Here is a 16,544-nt window from a genome sequence, read left to right as displayed (position 1 = left end):
TTTATTTGAACTTGTCCTTTTGTGAAAAGTGCATGTTTTTAATTTTTTTAAGTTCTTTTCCGATCTTTACTTGTTCTCGTTTGTTCGCATAACGTTGTGCTTTATATATTTTGATCGCATCTCGGTAGGCATCATAGAACCAGCCTGTTGGATTTGTAATTTCTTTTTCTTTATTTTGGTATAAATCGACTCGCTTTTCTAAATAACGAGAAAAGGCAAGTTCTATAATTCTTGGGTCAAGTTGATTTTTGAATTTCCGTAAAAGCATCGTGTATATTTCATTGAAAAACTTCGGTTCTTCTATATATTCACAACCTTTAAAAACTTTTTCCATAATTATTTGTTCTTCCGTACTTGCATGTAAATTATCTATTTTGGGAGTGGAAGAGGACCCATTCATGCACTTATTTAGATCTTTATTACTCGTATTATTATTACTTGTGTTTGATTTCCCGTTGACAAGTATCCCGTATGTGGTTAGTTCCAATAATTCATCATCACTAAATTTAGCGATTTTTTCTTCTATTTCTTTTTTAGCAGCTGAAATAATTCGCTCTCTATTCTTCTTTTGTGGTAGATCGTAAGCAAACGTTATATTACTAACTATTTTTCCTTTTGGATCTCGAATATTGAAACGAATGATGTATCCCTTTTCTTCTAACTCCTTGAGTCCTGACCTGATTGCGTCTCTTCCTTCTTTTATGTTTGCTGAAATATCAGTTATTGAAACTTCCCATTGAGGTGGGCGAGATAAAATATAACATAGTATATTTTTTGATTTGCCAGTCATATTTGGTTCGTTGTGTAATATGTGGCTGTTCATAAAAAGAAAAGTATTATTGTTATCTTCGCTTTTGAATATTGTTTGAATACCAAGTGTTCTAGTTAACCCGATTTTTTTAAATTTACTCATTTTCATTTCCTCCGATTTTTTAAAAGTATTGTATCCCTTGCCGAATAGAATAGATTAAAATAACCCCCTTTCAAAAATAAAAAACCCAAAAAGCATGACAATATACACACTACTTTTGAGTGCTTGTCTACTTTTTGGGTTTGTCCCATTCTGATTATTTAATTATAAAAATGATTATCGTTTTTTGATTTTCCGCAAGGGGCTAAAAACGATATTTTGATATTAGATGAATTAATTTCTTTTGTCAAATTCATATGTTTATATTGAAAAATGGTTTTTAAAAAATGTGCGGCACAATTAAGTCCCAATATAACAATGATTTCTGGATTTAAAGCTTCATTCTAAATTGTGATGTGATTATAATCGCATCACAATTTTTTAAAAATTTTTTAGAGATGTCATTGCGTATGACATTAGGGTTTAATTGTGCGGCACATTAGAATATCAAAAGAATTTCGAAAAAAAATTGTGAGCCCGTTGTGACCGCTTGAAACAGGTGACACAGTTTTTGCTTGATAAAAGGAAAAACTTTTTTCCAGTTAAGGACTTCCCTTTTTTATGGAAGAATGTGTATGATGGTATTAAGGGTAATGTAACCACTGTTTGTCTTTTCCTTATCGATACTATCGAAAAATGTATATACAATAATAATTATGCAAATTAACGAAGTAGTGCTTGTTGTACTAAAGGGTGCCTATCTTCAACAAGCAATAACCTTATTTTGATTTGGAATCAGTGTAGTATATAAAAGTTTTGAGGGGGATATAAGGTGATGATTCAGGATTTTTTACGGGATTGCCATTAGCAATTGGAATTGTGTTTTTCTTAATTGGCTGGTTATTTCTTTTTATTATTATATCGATAGCTGTGAGGGTTGGGATAGATAATTCGAAAACAAGTAAGATGTTAAAAGAACTGTTAGAGTTGCAACGGAGAAATAGAAACAATTGAACATACTTCTTGTTGTAGTAAAGGATGCGATTATTCAATAAGGATGTTCGCTTCTTGTGCTAAAGAAACAAGTTAGTGAAAGAAGAGGATATTAAAATAGAGAAAGGATTGGTAAAATGGCGATTTTTATAGGGTATGGAATTGCATTTATAGGTGCCCTTGTAGCCTATCAGCTAAGCGTAGGTAAACCAAAAAATAAAAAATATAAGGTATGGGGCATCGCTCTTATGGTACCAATCTCACCAGCTTTTTCTTTTGCGATAGGGTTAACCTACGCAGTCATTGTAGAAAGTGGTTGGGCAGCATTGATAATGTGGTATATTTTTCCCTTTATTTTCATAGTCGGGCTCGTTATGTTATTGGTTGGTATTTTCAAAAAAGAAGAAACAGAAATAGTTTGAGTAGTTAACGGGTGCTTTAGTTCTCATTAAATTGTATACTTTGACTATTTGTTATTTATCTTCACCGTTTAAAATCAGGACAATGATTAACATATTATATTGGTATTAGAGGATGCAACTCACTATATAATGGGGGTGATAATTTCCTGTAAAGTGTGTCAGTTATTTTAGCAGAAACTGTTTCATTATAAATGACGGTAAGGCCGTCTTAAATGAAGTATATAGAACCGTATCGTATCTTCAATTAAGCAAATTGCATAATAGATTGAGGATAAGTTATATCACAGAATGTACTAAAAGCAACCTTTTAAATTGAACGGTAAACATTGCATGAAATAACACATTAATTCTAAAAAATATCAATTATTCTCTAACACTTAAGTTCTAACATTGGTGTTAGATAGTAATGAGCGTTCCTATTGCTTATGAAAGAAAAAAGAACTATAACTTCACCTCATCAACCTTCCCGGTTTTAACTAAACCTTTTACAGGTGATTAAAAAAATATTGACACCATAAAAATTGTATGAGATTATTATTTTTAATTACTAGCAATCTTAAATATAACTAAATAAACAGGTAACGGGAAAAACCCGAAAAGATCATGAACACACTATTCGTGTGTGTATTTGTGATTTTTTCGGGTTTTTTTTATTTTAAAAAGGAGTGAGTCACATGAGAAAATTCTACAATTTTGGCATAAATGGAAAGGGGGTTTATATAGATGACAATGATTTATTACTTATATGGTATCTATTCCAGCAAAGGTTATTAACTTCTAAGCAACTACACCAATTTGCTAATGCTCATAATACAATTAGTTATAATACTTTTCGTAATAAGATATGGAGATGGGAAAAATACGATATTGTTGTTTCGAAAAATTTGACTTCCAAAAAACGATTTGGTAATGAATTTAATCTTTATCGGATTGGAAAAAAAGGGTTTTATATTTTAAGACAACATACCAAATTAGATAATGAAGATGTATCGGAGAAATTAAGTAGTTATTTTCACATGACAAATTATGATCATCATTTTGCAACACAACAAATGGCTTTAGAGATGTATTTAGCTTTTAAAAAAGAAGGTCTTAATATAAGTGTTATGAGGCCTGCAAAATTTCGAGATGGTATAAAACTAGATCAAGTTAATTTTTTACCAGATGCGTTACTGTTTAAAAAACGAGAGATCGTCTTTGTTGAAACCGATTTAGCCACAGAATCGATTTCACAGCTAAAAGAGAAAGTAGAAAATTATCTGACGTTAGCACAAATACTACCAACTTTTAAATTTTACGTTGTTTTTGGCTTAATAGATGATTCCTTTCCAACTCAAAGAATTTTTACGAATAACGGCTTTAAACGTTTAGGAAATATGAAGAATATATTCATGGTAAGAAATGATATTCATATAGGCAATATTGATTTTTATGTGACTCACATGAAAAGGACTAGAGCAATCGCTTATAACATTTCACAGAAAATTAAAAGTAAGAAAAATGATGAGGTGAAAGTAGCAATTAATGTGTTACAGAATCTAAATAAGAAATTTAATTATAGCTTTCATGCTTTAGATAATTCAAAAGTATATATGCACGATATGCAAGACTATTTGTTTGGAGATAAAGTATTAAAATTAAAACATAAAGCCGATAAAGCCGAAGTAAATGTGATAGTCATTAAGATTGAAGAAGGTAATACAAAAGATTTAGATAAGCTGTATTTTTTGGAACATGTGATGACTAACATGTTGTTGAAAATTCATATTAGCAAAATTATTGCGGTCTATAGTACCAAAGAGCAGCTAATGAATGATTACATTCCGTATACGTGGAAAAATGTATTATTTGTTGCAAACTCAGAACTAATTACACATTTCCAAGAAGAACCTGCGTTCTATGTATTGAATAAATCAAAATCCAAAGTAAAATTCAAAAATCAAGGAGGAGAATTGTTTGTATAGAGTATACTTGTATGTTAATGAACAAGCAGCATCACAAATAATAAATCTTATTAAAAAAGCAAAAGTAACTGTTGAATATGAAGTCTTGCCAGATGACAGATCACTAATTACTAATCTATCTGAAAAAAATTCGATGTTTATTATTGAAGAGCCGGGTGAAGAATTTATAGAAAGCTTGCAACCGATAGATGAAACACAGTATTTTTTATTTAAACATAAATCACCAATCAAACAAAACAACTTACCTAATAATATGGTAATCGCTAAAGACTTTGAATATCTTTTTATGACATTAAAAAACTTTCTAAAAATAGAGGAACCAGATAAAGTTAACAAAACTAACCGCGATTATAATAAACCACGATATAAAAAAGCAAAAGATCGATCAGATAATAATAAGGAACATAAGAAGCAAAATGTAGAGAAGCAATATAGCAAGAATACGAACCGAACATTAGAAATAAAAAATAAAGCATTTCGAAATTTAAGTTTGCAACCTAATCAAATGATTGCGATATGGGCTCCTATTGCTCGAAGTGGAACAACGACCATTGCAATGAATTACGCCATTTATTTATCAGAGTTAAAGTTTAATACGTGCGTCATTGAAGCTCCTGTTAAAAAGGCAGATCATATTTATAAATTAAATCGCTACAATTCAAAGGTCATAGAGAAGTGGAATTCATTTGTGAAAGTTAGTCAAAATAAAAAACTTCCAGCTTCGAGTGTTAAATTAAAATATCGTAATGTACATTGGATGCCTCTGGATCCGCGTGATTTTAAGTATTACGATATTGATAAATATGAAGAGATTTTACTGGATCAATTAGAAGCTTCATCCTATTTTGATGCTGTAATTATTGACAACAAAAGCGGAGACTATATGAATACGAAAATTTTAGAATATGTGGATGAATGGTGGATTATTTATGATGGAGACTTCAATAATTTTAAGGCATATACAGAAACTATTAAAAGATACTCGAATCGTTATAATGTAAAATTACAATTTATCGCGAATAAATATGACCGCTATTCAGAAATTGAAGAGATTGAAAAATTACTAGAAGTCGAAACATTAACTAAAATTCCTAATATGGCTAGAGCAATTAATAAATATCAAAATGTCTCAAAACCTTATATCGATACCTCTTTGGGGCGATACAAATTAAGTTCACCTTTTCGGGCTATGACGAAATCTATTTATGGCGAAACGTATTTATTACAGAGCTATAAAAAATCATTTTCTTTTTTAAAGAATTTGCGTCACAAATTAATTAAATAGATGATCTTCATCTTTCAGGTAAATATCATTCAGCTAAAGAATGTGGTATAATTTGTATATCATCTACATCTAAGGAATTGAATAGAGTATGTGTAACTGTCGAAGAATCCAGTAAACGACTGTTACTCTGGAATGGTTGGCACCAATAGTGGAGAAATGGTTATTGAAATCCCTCATATTTCTTTGGAAAGCTAAAATTACTTTTATACCAGTGATATAAATACGACAAAGAAAGGTGATTTGAATGGAAGATAGAGGATTGCTAGATAATGATCCAATTAAAAAAGAAATGTACCAAAAAGAAATTATCGAGATATTTGAGAAGGCTGGGATTAAAGTAGAAATTGGTAAACAGAAACCCATAAATGGTCGATATTCGGGTATTATTTCTAGAAAAGGGGAAAGAGTTTTAAATATATAAACAATAAGGGGCCAGGCAGTTAATGTCTGGTACTTTTTTTCATTTATGATGATCAAAAATATGTTATTTGGTATAATTATATAAATGATAAAGAGAGGATGTTTTGATGAACACTTTGTTGCATTTTATTGATGGAATCTTAAATTATCAGCGAGGAAAGACAACAGGTATATATGGGCTTGTAGGTTTTGTATTGGTACTAGTCATAGCTTTTAATTTTGAATTCGTTTGGAACTTTTTAGGGACTCTTGGAATAATAGATATGTTTTATAAGATTGATGTGTTTCGTGAAGGTGATTTATTCTATGTAGCAGCTGGTCGATTCTTATTATTTGTCTTAGGTTTGTTACTCATATGTGTTGTTGGTATTCTATTATTTATGGTTTTATTTTTCGTAGTAAGTTACGCTAGTCCATTCTTATTAGGAGTAATAATTATTGTGTTTTTTCCTGTAGCATTTTTATTAATATTAATGTATGGCGCATACGAATATTGCGTGGATGCGTACAAAAAGTATAAAGACCCTCAAGGATATGTTGAGGAAAAGAGGAAAAACAAAAGATTGAAGGATATAAATAAATTACGTTTTGGTTTAGACTATTACAAAGAAGAAAAGGAACGGAAAAAGTACCTTAGAAAAAAAGGAGAAGAAGCATACGAAGTCTGGCACATTGACGAATATCGTAAAAGAAATGATACACTCATTTCTATGGAACAGGCATACCAGAATATAAGAAAGCTTCCTTCAACGGAAGATTCCAATTTTGTTTTAGGAGTGAGTTATGATCGGGAATTTTATATCTTACTTCCTTCACCAATTGATGTGTTCAATAACAGCAAATTAAAGAATGGCGAAGTTTATTGTGAATTAATAAAGTTAAATATGAAATATAATTCTAAAATCAAACTAAATGAATGGGATATTTCAATACCTACCCAATCAAATAATAAATTTCAAACCATACGTTTAGATGAAATTGAAATGTTTTTTGATGTAAACAAATCTCCCTTATTTAAGAGTGCTTTTAAAAAGTATGCTAGTAATCCCGATCATTATGGGCGTTTTGCGGAAGAATCATACAAATCTCATTTTCTGTCTAAAAGTATTTTAAAAGAACGGTTAAAGAAAGCTAAAGATGAAGAGGAGTATAAAGAAACACAAAATCAACTAGAAAATCATTTTCTTCCAAATGAAGATCGAATTAATGCTATACTGACTGGTAAAGAATAATCAGTAGATTAATATTCCTTTTAAAAGGGGTTCAGATAATTTGAGAGAATCAAAAAATTACGAAGAAAGTGCTCTATTAGGCGGGGTAAAAGGAAAGATAACAGAAGAAATGACGGTTACTCAATGGGATAAAATAGCCCATCATTATAATTATCCGTCTTCTGCTCGATTAATATATACTTTTGGTTCTTGGAATGCTGTAAAGCAACGCTTAGGGTTTAAAGGGAACAAACGAAGGTATTCAGAGCAAGAATTAATAAATATAGCACAAAATCATAAAAAACATTTTACAAGTAAAAGAAAATGGCGAGAGTATGCTTTAAACAATGACTTACCTAGTGAATTAATTTATATTCAGCATTTTGATTCATGGAATAAAGCCAAAGAGATCGTAGGCGAACCGTTATCGAGAGAAACGAATCCGATAAAATATTCAAAGGAAGACGTCACACAAATAATCAAAAAAAATCGATCTTACTTCACTTCCCGTGAAGATTGGGATAAATATGCTTCATATAACAAACTACCCTCTTATTTAACCATTAAAAAGTATTTTTCGTGGGAAGAGGTAATGAATATAGCAGGTGTTCCTGTGCAGTACAAATATACCGAAGAAGAATTAAAGAAAATGCTTCAAAAAGAGCATAAAAAGTTTTTAACTTCGAGTATTCGCGAATGGAATGAGTATGCAAAAGACAACCATTATCCTACTTCTATAGTATTCATTAAACGCTTTAAAACATGGAATCAAGCTAAAGAAGCTATAGAAAAGATGTTCAAATAAATGTCAATTTAAAATAAAGTTAACCGTTTGTAAAAAAGTTCGATCGTTTATAAAAAAGATTAACTATTTATACAATAATTTGCACCGTAAAACCCTTTGAATATGATACCTTATTTTACCTTATAATTTTCATTGAACTTTTAATTAACACAACTGGTTGTGCGAATACAGTGATGAATGTCAATAATTGGACACAGAGAACGAGGATTTTAATACTAAACATAATAATTTCTAGGAGTAAGGAGTGTATTCGATAACTATCTTCATTTAAAATGAAAGATTTCAACTCGAGGTGAAATTCTATCTAGTATTGCCGTTGTAATTGCTTGTTCACTTAATAGTTCTCCCCACTCTTTAAGTGCTTTATTTGATGTTAAAATGATGATTGATCATAAAAATCATTAATCAAGTGGAAGAACATATTAGGTTCCTAGGAATCCATCGCCATAAACATCAAATCATTAATAATAACTAAATCTGCATCTCTAATTCTTTTCATTCTAATCTGTGATTTCCGATTAACTTCCTCCTCTTTTCAATACATGGATAAGGTCTTTCATCGTAGTAAAGGTAACCTTGACCCTTGGTTTAACTCTTTAATTCCTAATCACCCAATTGAAATGTGAGTTTTTTCACTATCTGAAAAACCGTAAAATGAACCTCTGTTATATACAATAGATGACTATTTTTATGATGCTTCCGCTGAACCATTGAACCATATTAATTATGCTTTAGATCGTATATTATGTTGTAGCGGGAAACTAATTTAATATTTTTAAGTTTATTCGACAAACAACATTTCGAATCCGGAGTTTGTGGCGAATCTGTCTACTTACCATATCCCTTTCTCTGCTTATTATACTTCTTTTTCAACACTTAATAACTGTTCAGCTTATATCGTATCAGCTCTGTCAATTATGCTACTTTTGCTAATCCAATCATTTCTTGATAGAACTTCTCGCTAACATGTAAATATACTAAAAGACAGTCATAATTATCTGTGGGATCATCTTTTGTAAAAAGTGTGATTTCTTCTTCTTTTCCTACTAGTGTATCTTTTGCAAATTGGCCTACCTTCTCTTCGAATAAGTGGTTATCTTTTAACTCAGGGGAATGCACATTCAATATTATCAATGGGTAATTTTCACTCTTATTACAGAGTTAGACAAATTATTATCTAAAATATCAACTGGAAAATCCGTATATTTTTAGTGTTCAGTAATACCGTCATAGGCAGATATTATGGTTACAACGAAAGTATCCGAATTTTCTGTTGATGATTCACTTTCAGATATTTTACGGTTTAGTCTTATGAACTATGTAAAAGAAAAAATAAGAAATTGAAGAATAGAGAGAATTTTCAAATAATATGTAACCTTTTTTCGTTTGCTAGTGTCTATATAAGTGAAACATTTTTTTTAAAAAAATATAAGAAGGGTGGGAGACAAGGAAAAATTAATTATAAAAATATACTAGGAGGATTCAAAATGAAGATTTATTTAAAAGAAATTTTAATTATTACATCCGTACTGTTTTTTTTAGGAGCTTCCGGTCTTGCAGTGAGTGCATCTGAGAATGAAGAATCACAAAACTTAACAGACGTAGAACTTCAAGAATTAAATCAAGCAAAGAAGGACACACAGTACTTTTTAAATAACCCAGATGCAATTAAAGTAGAAACTAACTCGAAAGACGTTAAAGCAGATGAAGAACCTATTAGTGCGCAGTCTTCAGGTGTTGTGGGTAGTGTAGGTGATGTATTAGTAACACTTGATGGTACAAGCTCAGGGTCTTCGAGCTGGGCAGGAGGACATGCAGGAATTGTATATAGTTCACAGGTGGTATTAGAATCTTTTGGAAACAAAGGTGCTCAGAATGGAGTACGCTATTGGCCAAATGATTGGGGGACTCGATATAATGATGTAACAGGTGTGAGACCTAAAGGTAGTCCAAGTAGAGCGGATTATGTTAATGCAAAGAATTACGCAAATGCACAAGAACTTGAACCCTATAATTATAATTTCTTTAATAAGGATGTAACTTATCGTTGGTATTGCTCTCAATTGGCTTACAAAGCATGGGATGAACAAGGCTATGATATTGATGATGGTGGGCTAGCCGTTTGGCCAGTTGATTTAATCCAAAGTAATAATACTTATGTATTTTACACACAATAAATTGGAATATAGAACGGAGTGGGATACCCACTCCGTTCTATACTCTTAACAAGGAGATTTCTACAATGAATAAATATATAATATTTTTAATATTAATATTTTTAATTGGATGTAATGAAGAAAACAGTTTAGAAGAAGATTCATTTGGTGTTATTTATACTAGTGCCGAATCCGCAAAAAGTAATTTTAGCATATTTAACGAAAAAGGTGAAGAAGTTAGTAATACTGAAATAAAAGCTCAAGGAATCTTCGAAATTGAAAAAGCAAATCAAAAATCATTTATTTTACCAGTAAGATACTCAGACAAATTAATTAAGATAAAAGGTGGAGATATAGAAGAAGTTAAAACCTTAGATTTCCCACTATATTACGAGCAAATTGGCGAAATTGAATTTACAATATTTAATAGTGATGAAAAAGGAGTTAGGGAATTTTTTACATATTTAATAGAGGATAACGATGGTTCAAAAAAACTTAGATTAAAGGGATTTCCATTATTGATGGTAACAAATGAAAATTCAGAAGCTGAAGTTTCAAAAGCATATGTATTCAAGGACCATTTACTGGAAGATGAAGATAAATTTTCTATAGACGTGATTGATTTAAAAAATGGTAAAGTAATAGATTCTTTTCCCATTCCCATTAATTCGGCGCCAATTGATGGAATTCTTATTGGAGACTATTTATATGTAGTTTTTCAATCAGGTGAAATAGCTAAAATATTAACTGATGATTATAAAATAGAGAAAGAAAATTTAGAATACAAAAATCCTACACATCTATTAGTTACTGATAATCATATTATAATAGTCAAGAGCGGTGAAAAATCAAAAGTGCTTTTTCTAAATAAAAATACTCTTATTAAAGAAGAAGAATACACTATAAATCATTCAGTATTAAAAATTAAACAAGCAAATGAGAAAATTTATATCCTTAGTCAAAAAGATAATACTCTATATGAATATGAGGAAAGAAATTTAAAGCTTTTAAATGAGTTTATTTTACCTGAAAAAGAAGAATTACTCATACAAGATTTCATCACAATGTAGGTTAAAGTATGTAACTATTTCATTAAAAATATAAATTAGTTATGACTAATAATTTAAATACAGGTATTCTCACTCCCATTTCACTTTAGGGGTAATATTAAGTTATTAGTTCATTAATACTTTTAAAACTCTTTATTTAGTTTCACCTTCTTTGCGAAAGATTAAGCCATTTTATGTTATAAAAATTTTAAAAAAGTAAAAGGAGTTGGTTTAATGACCTCTTTTGAAGCATTACTTTTCTGGTATCCTGTGATTTTTGTGCTTTTAGGTACAGTATTAGGGCTTTTCTTTAAGTCATCAAAATTGAGTGTATTGCTCATCTTTATTCTAGGTTTTTTTCTTTCCAATTTGATGATTTTTTATTTTACAGAAGGCGGATATGCAGGGATTGAGATGAATTCAACTGGAAAAGGATTAGCTGTGTTCAAAGATTTATCATTTTTAGAAATCTTATCTATGCTATTAAGCCCTAATGTATACACACTAATATACGTGGTAATACTTCTATTAAGTTTCGTAATCTTTAATCTAATAATGAAAAAGAAACAAGATTATTAGTATATAAGTAAGCGTAAGATAGTCCACACCTAGAAATTAGATGTGGACTATCTTACGCTTACGTTAATACAGACGTTTTGACATATTCTTAAAGGTAGTATCCATTATTGTAAAAAGAAAAAAGATGTTAAAGGCATGAATGAGATAGATGTTATTTATATGAGTGTAAGGAGCAAGGTACTATATATTCAAAAACAATTACTCCGCATCAATTAAAAGAGGAAACAAAAAATATCGAATTTTGCTTTTATGGAGAAAAGGCTAGATCATTTCAATTTGGTTAGTATTGCATAAAAAATCGGCATTCCATATAATGCCGATTATTGCTTTTAAATTACATTTCTTCTGGTTTCACATTTCTATTTAAAAAGACTATGAAACAAATTTAAGGGACGCTAGAGTATAGCGCCCCTTAAATTTGTATTAATACCAACCCATGGAAAACAAGTATATCTTGTACTAGATAAATGTTATAGATTAATCAAGGTAGGTTACATTTATAAAATTACCAGGTACAGTATAGTTTGAACCATGTTTCGTATAAAATTCTGCTCTGGCTCCATCAACAAATGCATTAACGCCTCTAGCTGCGTAAATTAATGTATAGTTTGCAGCTCCTTTAACCGCAAAAGTTCCAACATAGTCATCATTTCCTGAGCCTACGTCTTCTTCCCATAATTCAACTACAATACCTAGATCATTATACCCTAAGAATTCATCATAATCGTGAGGTGGTACCTTAAAACCATAATCACCGCCTAAAGAGTGGAAAGTTGCATCTGTTCGTAAATTACTATCATCACCTGTCATCAACCAATTATCCGAACCAACTACGTCCCAACTACCATCTCCAGCAAAAGGAGTGATTAAACTTTCGTTCTCTTTCTTATAGATTCCAACTTGTACTCCCGTATCTGGATCTGTTTGTGTATCTATCAATACAGCATCTTCTAATTCCTTTTCAAGACTTCCTGTGGGAAGAGTGTCGGCATGTGCACTCACTCCAAAAGTAAAAAACAATAAACTTGCAAATAGAATTCCTGCTAATTTTCTCAATTTAATTCCTTCCTTTCCATTTTTAGTATGTATGTCATATCATGTTGTCTTCAGAAAAAGTAATATTTCTTTGGTTTTCACCTCCATAAATTAGACGTCTATGGAGCATTTGAAAATTCTATCAAATTAGCTCTTAGTCTTAAGACGGTGGCAACGGTAAAAAAGTTACAATAATTATAGATTTTCCTATTTTGTAGAATCTATCTCTGGTCTCTCATTTATGGGACCCTCTGTAATGGTTACGAGGGAAATGGGTCTTATTTTGTGAACTATAAAAAAATATAGTTCTTTATAAAAGTCGTTTTAATACAAGCTAAACATAACTGGCTTATTTATCTCCTAAAAAATACATAACTTCCCTCAACTTCTTTAGTGAATTATTTGTATAATTATTTATATCCACCAATATACGGTATAGAAACCTATAAAATAATAACTAGGAATACCCTCCTTTTTTAATAATATAAAATAATATAAATTTATGATGAAGGAATGTTAGGTATATAGGGAGTGAATTTTTACTTTAGAACTAAAGGTTTGGTAATTAAAAATAGGGATGTGTGGATTAAAGAGTTAAAGAAGGAATATAAGAGAAAAAAGAGACACCATTTAATAAGCATAAACAGTGTCATCTTGAAGTATAAAAGTCGCTTAAATTTTCATCTAGATAATAATTTGCTATAAAGCAGTTTTTGCTTTATTGGTGGTTTATATGTTTATTTTGTAAACTATTCCTCAATCACTTTATAAACTTCTACTACCTGGCCGGTTTTATCATCCACTTGAGTCTCTATAAGCTTAACATTTTCTGGTGAATATTCTTCCATGTTGCTAGTATTACTCCCATCATTAGCATATAGGTTGGCACCTAATACCAAAAGCAAAATACTTAGTAAAGTTACTCCAATAAGTTTTTTCACCCTATCACCTCCCAAATCATTTAACATTCAAAGAATTATTTACTTAATAAATAATTCTTTCTATAATAATATGACGGTGAAACTTTAAAAAGGTTTCACAAAAAAAGGGTTTTTATATAACCATTTTTTTGGTAATCACTACTATATATCGTAACATAAGAAAAACGAATTTTCCAGGGGGCTTATTAAATCTCTTTCCCTACCCAAATCCCTTTATCCCATACTACACCTAACTCCAACCCACTTTTACAAATAAGGGAGCGTAATTAATGTTTTTCCGTAAAAACAGCCGATTTTGACACGATTCACGCCTTGCAATATTTTTCGAACGGTAACTTTGTTTTTCCGTAACAGAGTAAGCATAACATTAGTCCACATCTAGAAATAGGTGTGGACTATTTTACACTTACTTAGCAAATTTAATTAGCCAATCCTCTGAAATATCGAGAATGGTGTCCTCTCTCCAATATCCAGTACGAATACAATTTTCTGCTCTCTCACTCACTTTATACCCATATTCGTTTCTATTAGCTAACCTTCCAGTTGTGCCGCAACAATATCTTGATGCTCTCTTAACCATGATAAAATTAGCTTTTTATAGGGATCTAATTTCTAGATTCTGGTTTGAATGGAATCTACCCACTTAGACATATCCGAGGGATTATTTTTAGATAACGATGAACGGTTGATCTTGAGATTTCCAGTTTTTCAGCAATCTTTGACTTACTAAATCCCTTTTTAATTTATTGATGTATTTCCCGATATATTTCCCACTTATCTGATTACGGCCACTAGATTTTACCACCCTTGCCCATAGTATTTACCAGTGATCGCCAAGAAATTTACCACACATCGCCAAATTGTTTACCAATGAGTATTTGCCTCCCGCCATCCTTGACTTTGTTTGCGGTCGTGGTAGTGGTTGATTGCGGGATGGGAAAAAACAAGCCTTATAGGCTCCCTCCGCACATATAGCGTACCACGACCGATCTCTACTAAGTTACCAGCGGTTGGGACCCTGCACCCAATCACTGATAACTTAGTAGAGGCACTGCAGTAAAGGACATGCAGCTTTGCTGTGGCTATTGTAGTGATAAACCTATTGTCACTCATTGGTAAAACCAGTGTCAGTAAGTGGTAAGTAACATGGAGAAGGTGGTACATTTTAATGGCTGTAATCATTATCCACCTTTACATCCTCCACTGCTCTGTATGTGTTGATATAATCATTTTACAATAGAAGGTTCTTATTATTTACTCAACTTTCGCACACTGAAATAGGCAGGTAAGCCCTGATATAGCTGGGTAAGCCTGCAATCCATTGTTGGACTTGACTTTTGATTAATTTTTGTACCTTTTTGTTGCTCATTTTCAAGGCATCTTCAAGAAGCTCGATCAACTGCTGAAGTGCCACAGCCCAATCGAGATCACTAACTTCATCACATAATTCATAAAACATGCCGCCAAGTGTTCGCTCGTCTGTGCTACATCGGTTTTGCCACGAGAGAACAATATATCGTGTGAATACGATGGTCGTATGACTAATTAAGCCGTCATACGAACGACTTTGGAACTCTTTTTGAAGTTTTAAGAGAGATTTTGTTGTTTTGAAAAAAACTTCAATGTCCCATCGCATCCCATAAATACGAATGATTTCTTGATCACTAAGTGTACAATCGGTGCTTAGAATAGCTAACCATTCACTCTTTTTATTTCGATTACGAACAAAGACAACTTTAATAGGAACGCCATTCGCTTGTGTGGTATGAATCGAACGAAGAATGCCTTTCTTTCCATCTGTTGGTTTCGCAAAACGATATAGTTCCTTTAAGCTTACACGTTGGCCATTCACAAGGTAACGCTGTTTCAAGTTCTTTACCATGCCAATGACATCGAGTCCTTGCTCTTTTATCTCCTTAACGAGAGGCTGATACGTGAACCAAGAGTCCATCAGCACATAGGAAGCATCGATACCGGCATTCATCGCGCGTTCCACCATACCTGGTATTTGCTCAGGTGCGGTTTGTAATGCTTCTACTCTGCGTTTATAACCGGAACTACGTTTATCAACTTTTGATGATATGCCATTAATTTGGCTTTTCTTCGAGCTTAATAAAGAAAAGTCCACTGGAATGAATGTGGCACCATCTGACCAACCAAGCGTAAGCATACGAAACCCTTTATAAAAGCGCATTTTTTGGGATGCATGGTCAAAACAGCGAGCTAATAATTCAACCGATTTACTGCGGTTACGATCATACGAAGAATCATCTACAATCAATACTTTGGGGCGATCATGACGCGTTAAGTTGGTTACTTTTCCAATGGTATGAGCGCTTAGAAATAATAAAAACCTTCTCCAAGCAAAGGTAGATTTGTTTAAAAAGCGATAGACGGCATTCTTCTCTGGACAATCATTCGCTTTGTTACTTTGAAGTACTTGATACCAGTTCTTATTTTCAAAGATCAAACAAAAAATCAATTGAAAAAGATAGGCACAAGTAAAGCCGACAGACTTTGTAATACCAGCTTTTCTAAGATGCTTATACACGTTTAATTCTTTAAAGATGGAAGAAAGTTCATTTGGTAGTTGATTATTTTGGTCATTATTCGCTATCATATAGGAGACACCTCTTCTGTATTGGTAGTGTTTTCTAGTCAATTACACTATACCAAAAGTTGAGGTGTTTTTTTATACCTATTTCGATTGTCAATGACCATATTTGAATAGTGACACGCTTTACAGTTAGTTATCCTGAACGCATTTTTCTATCTGCGAAAGTTGAGTAAATAATTTATAAATTCCTAATCAATTTTAAAATGAAGCTCTACTT

15 protein-coding genes and 1 pseudogene are annotated in these 16,544 nt (G+C 31.6%); 9 read left to right on the top strand and 7 right to left on the bottom strand.

Annotation, left to right across the window (positions count from 1 at the left end; translation table 11 throughout):
• Window position 1: 1 nt before the first annotated feature.
• Window positions 2–913 (bottom strand): helix-turn-helix domain-containing protein, encoded by a 912-nt coding sequence (locus BN3107_RS03595; RefSeq protein ID WP_058306274.1) that lies wholly within the window; start codon window positions 911–913, stop codon window positions 2–4.
• Between the two features lie 1,067 nt (window positions 914–1,980).
• Between BN3107_RS03595 and BN3107_RS03590 the strand changes: the two genes are divergently transcribed.
• From BN3107_RS03590 to BN3107_RS03570, 6 genes are all read left to right on the top strand, one after another.
• Window positions 1,981–2,265, top strand: a complete 285-nt coding sequence (locus tag BN3107_RS03590) for a hypothetical protein (protein ID WP_058306273.1) — start codon at window positions 1,981–1,983, stop codon at window positions 2,263–2,265.
• A 674-nt stretch (window positions 2,266–2,939) separates the two neighbouring features.
• Window positions 2,940–4,229, top strand: coding sequence for a replication-relaxation family protein (locus tag BN3107_RS03585; protein WP_058306272.1), 1,290 nt, complete (start codon window positions 2,940–2,942; stop codon window positions 4,227–4,229).
• Window positions 4,222–5,514 carry a P-loop NTPase family protein gene (locus BN3107_RS03580; protein ID WP_058306271.1) on the top strand — a complete coding sequence of 431 codons (1,293 nt, stop codon included), beginning with the start codon at window positions 4,222–4,224 and terminating at the stop codon, window positions 5,512–5,514. Before BN3107_RS03585 ends, BN3107_RS03580 begins: the two co-directional genes overlap by 8 nt.
• 244 nt (window positions 5,515–5,758) lie before the next feature.
• Window positions 5,759–5,935 carry a hypothetical protein gene (locus tag BN3107_RS19735; protein WP_156416107.1) on the top strand — a complete coding sequence of 59 codons (177 nt, stop codon included), beginning with the start codon at window positions 5,759–5,761 and terminating at the stop codon, window positions 5,933–5,935.
• Window positions 5,936–6,053: 118 nt separating this feature from the next.
• The gene (locus BN3107_RS03575) at window positions 6,054–7,166 is read left to right on the top strand and encodes a hypothetical protein (RefSeq protein ID WP_222860158.1); all 1,113 of its coding nucleotides are present in this window, start codon (window positions 6,054–6,056) and stop codon (window positions 7,164–7,166) included.
• A 40-nt stretch (window positions 7,167–7,206) separates the two neighbouring features.
• Window positions 7,207–7,950: a hypothetical protein gene (locus BN3107_RS03570; protein ID WP_058306269.1), complete on the top strand. Its 744-nt coding sequence runs from the start codon at window positions 7,207–7,209 to the stop codon at window positions 7,948–7,950.
• A gap of 247 nt (window positions 7,951–8,197) precedes the next feature.
• Here the strand turns inward: BN3107_RS03570 and BN3107_RS20375 are convergent.
• Window positions 8,198–8,557, bottom strand: a pseudogene (locus BN3107_RS20375) (ATP-binding protein); the annotation flags it as partial.
• 308 nt (window positions 8,558–8,865) lie between these two features.
• Entirely contained in the window at window positions 8,866–9,084 is a 219-nt protein-coding gene (locus BN3107_RS03565) for a hypothetical protein (protein WP_058306268.1), read from the bottom strand.
• A 353-nt stretch (window positions 9,085–9,437) separates the two neighbouring features.
• Between BN3107_RS03565 and BN3107_RS03560 the strand changes: the two genes are divergently transcribed.
• The 3 genes from BN3107_RS03560 (at window position 9,438) to BN3107_RS03550 (ending at window position 11,734) form a co-directional block, all read left to right on the top strand.
• Complete coding sequence (locus tag BN3107_RS03560) at window positions 9,438–10,127, top strand: hypothetical protein (RefSeq protein ID WP_058306267.1); 690 nt, start codon at window positions 9,438–9,440, stop codon at window positions 10,125–10,127.
• Window positions 10,128–10,192: 65 nt separating this feature from the next.
• Window positions 10,193–11,176: a YncE family protein gene (locus BN3107_RS03555; RefSeq protein ID WP_058306266.1), complete on the top strand. Its 984-nt coding sequence runs from the start codon at window positions 10,193–10,195 to the stop codon at window positions 11,174–11,176.
• A gap of 213 nt (window positions 11,177–11,389) precedes the next feature.
• Complete coding sequence (locus BN3107_RS03550) at window positions 11,390–11,734, top strand: hypothetical protein (protein WP_058306265.1); 345 nt, start codon at window positions 11,390–11,392, stop codon at window positions 11,732–11,734.
• Between the two features lie 477 nt (window positions 11,735–12,211).
• Here BN3107_RS03550 and BN3107_RS03545 read toward each other — a convergent pair whose 3' ends face one another.
• The 4 genes from BN3107_RS03545 to BN3107_RS03535 form a co-directional block, all read right to left on the bottom strand.
• Window positions 12,212–12,790: a hypothetical protein gene (locus BN3107_RS03545; RefSeq protein ID WP_058306264.1), complete on the bottom strand. Its 579-nt coding sequence runs from the start codon at window positions 12,788–12,790 to the stop codon at window positions 12,212–12,214.
• Between the two features lie 728 nt (window positions 12,791–13,518).
• On the bottom strand, window positions 13,519–13,710 hold the full coding sequence (locus BN3107_RS03540) for a hypothetical protein (protein ID WP_058306263.1): 192 nt from the start codon (window positions 13,708–13,710) through the stop codon (window positions 13,519–13,521).
• A 635-nt stretch (window positions 13,711–14,345) separates the two neighbouring features.
• Entirely contained in the window at window positions 14,346–14,426 is an 81-nt protein-coding gene (locus BN3107_RS20065; protein ID WP_231735247.1) for a helix-turn-helix domain-containing protein, read from the bottom strand.
• Between the two features lie 542 nt (window positions 14,427–14,968).
• Window positions 14,969–16,330 carry an IS4 family transposase gene (locus BN3107_RS03535; RefSeq protein WP_058306262.1) on the bottom strand — a complete coding sequence of 454 codons (1,362 nt, stop codon included), beginning with the start codon at window positions 16,328–16,330 and terminating at the stop codon, window positions 14,969–14,971.
• Window positions 16,331–16,544: the final 214 nt, after the last annotated feature.

The sequence above is a fragment of the Gracilibacillus massiliensis genome (assembly GCF_001458115.1).
GTDB classification, from domain to species: domain Bacteria; phylum Bacillota; class Bacilli; order Bacillales; family Amphibacillaceae; genus Gracilibacillus; species Gracilibacillus massiliensis.
This window is presented reverse-complemented; position numbering and strand designations above follow the sequence as displayed.

What these genes read in the sequence shown, in the direction of transcription:
- BN3107_RS03595 (WP_058306274.1), bottom strand. Translation starts at nt 913, where the DNA reads ATGAGTAAATTTAAAAAAATCGGGTTAACTAGAACACTTGGTATTCAA.
- BN3107_RS03590 (WP_058306273.1), top strand. Translation starts at nt 1,981, where the DNA reads ATGGCGATTTTTATAGGGTATGGAATTGCATTTATAGGTGCCCTTGTA.
- BN3107_RS03585 (WP_058306272.1), top strand. Translation starts at nt 2,940, where the DNA reads ATGAGAAAATTCTACAATTTTGGCATAAATGGAAAGGGGGTTTATATA.
- BN3107_RS19735 (WP_156416107.1), top strand. Translation starts at nt 5,759, where the DNA reads ATGGAAGATAGAGGATTGCTAGATAATGATCCAATTAAAAAAGAAATG.
- BN3107_RS03560 (WP_058306267.1), top strand. Translation starts at nt 9,438, where the DNA reads ATGAAGATTTATTTAAAAGAAATTTTAATTATTACATCCGTACTGTTT.
- BN3107_RS03555 (WP_058306266.1), top strand. Translation starts at nt 10,193, where the DNA reads ATGAATAAATATATAATATTTTTAATATTAATATTTTTAATTGGATGT.
- BN3107_RS03550 (WP_058306265.1), top strand. Translation starts at nt 11,390, where the DNA reads ATGACCTCTTTTGAAGCATTACTTTTCTGGTATCCTGTGATTTTTGTG.
- BN3107_RS03535 (WP_058306262.1), bottom strand. Translation starts at nt 16,330, where the DNA reads ATGATAGCGAATAATGACCAAAATAATCAACTACCAAATGAACTTTCT.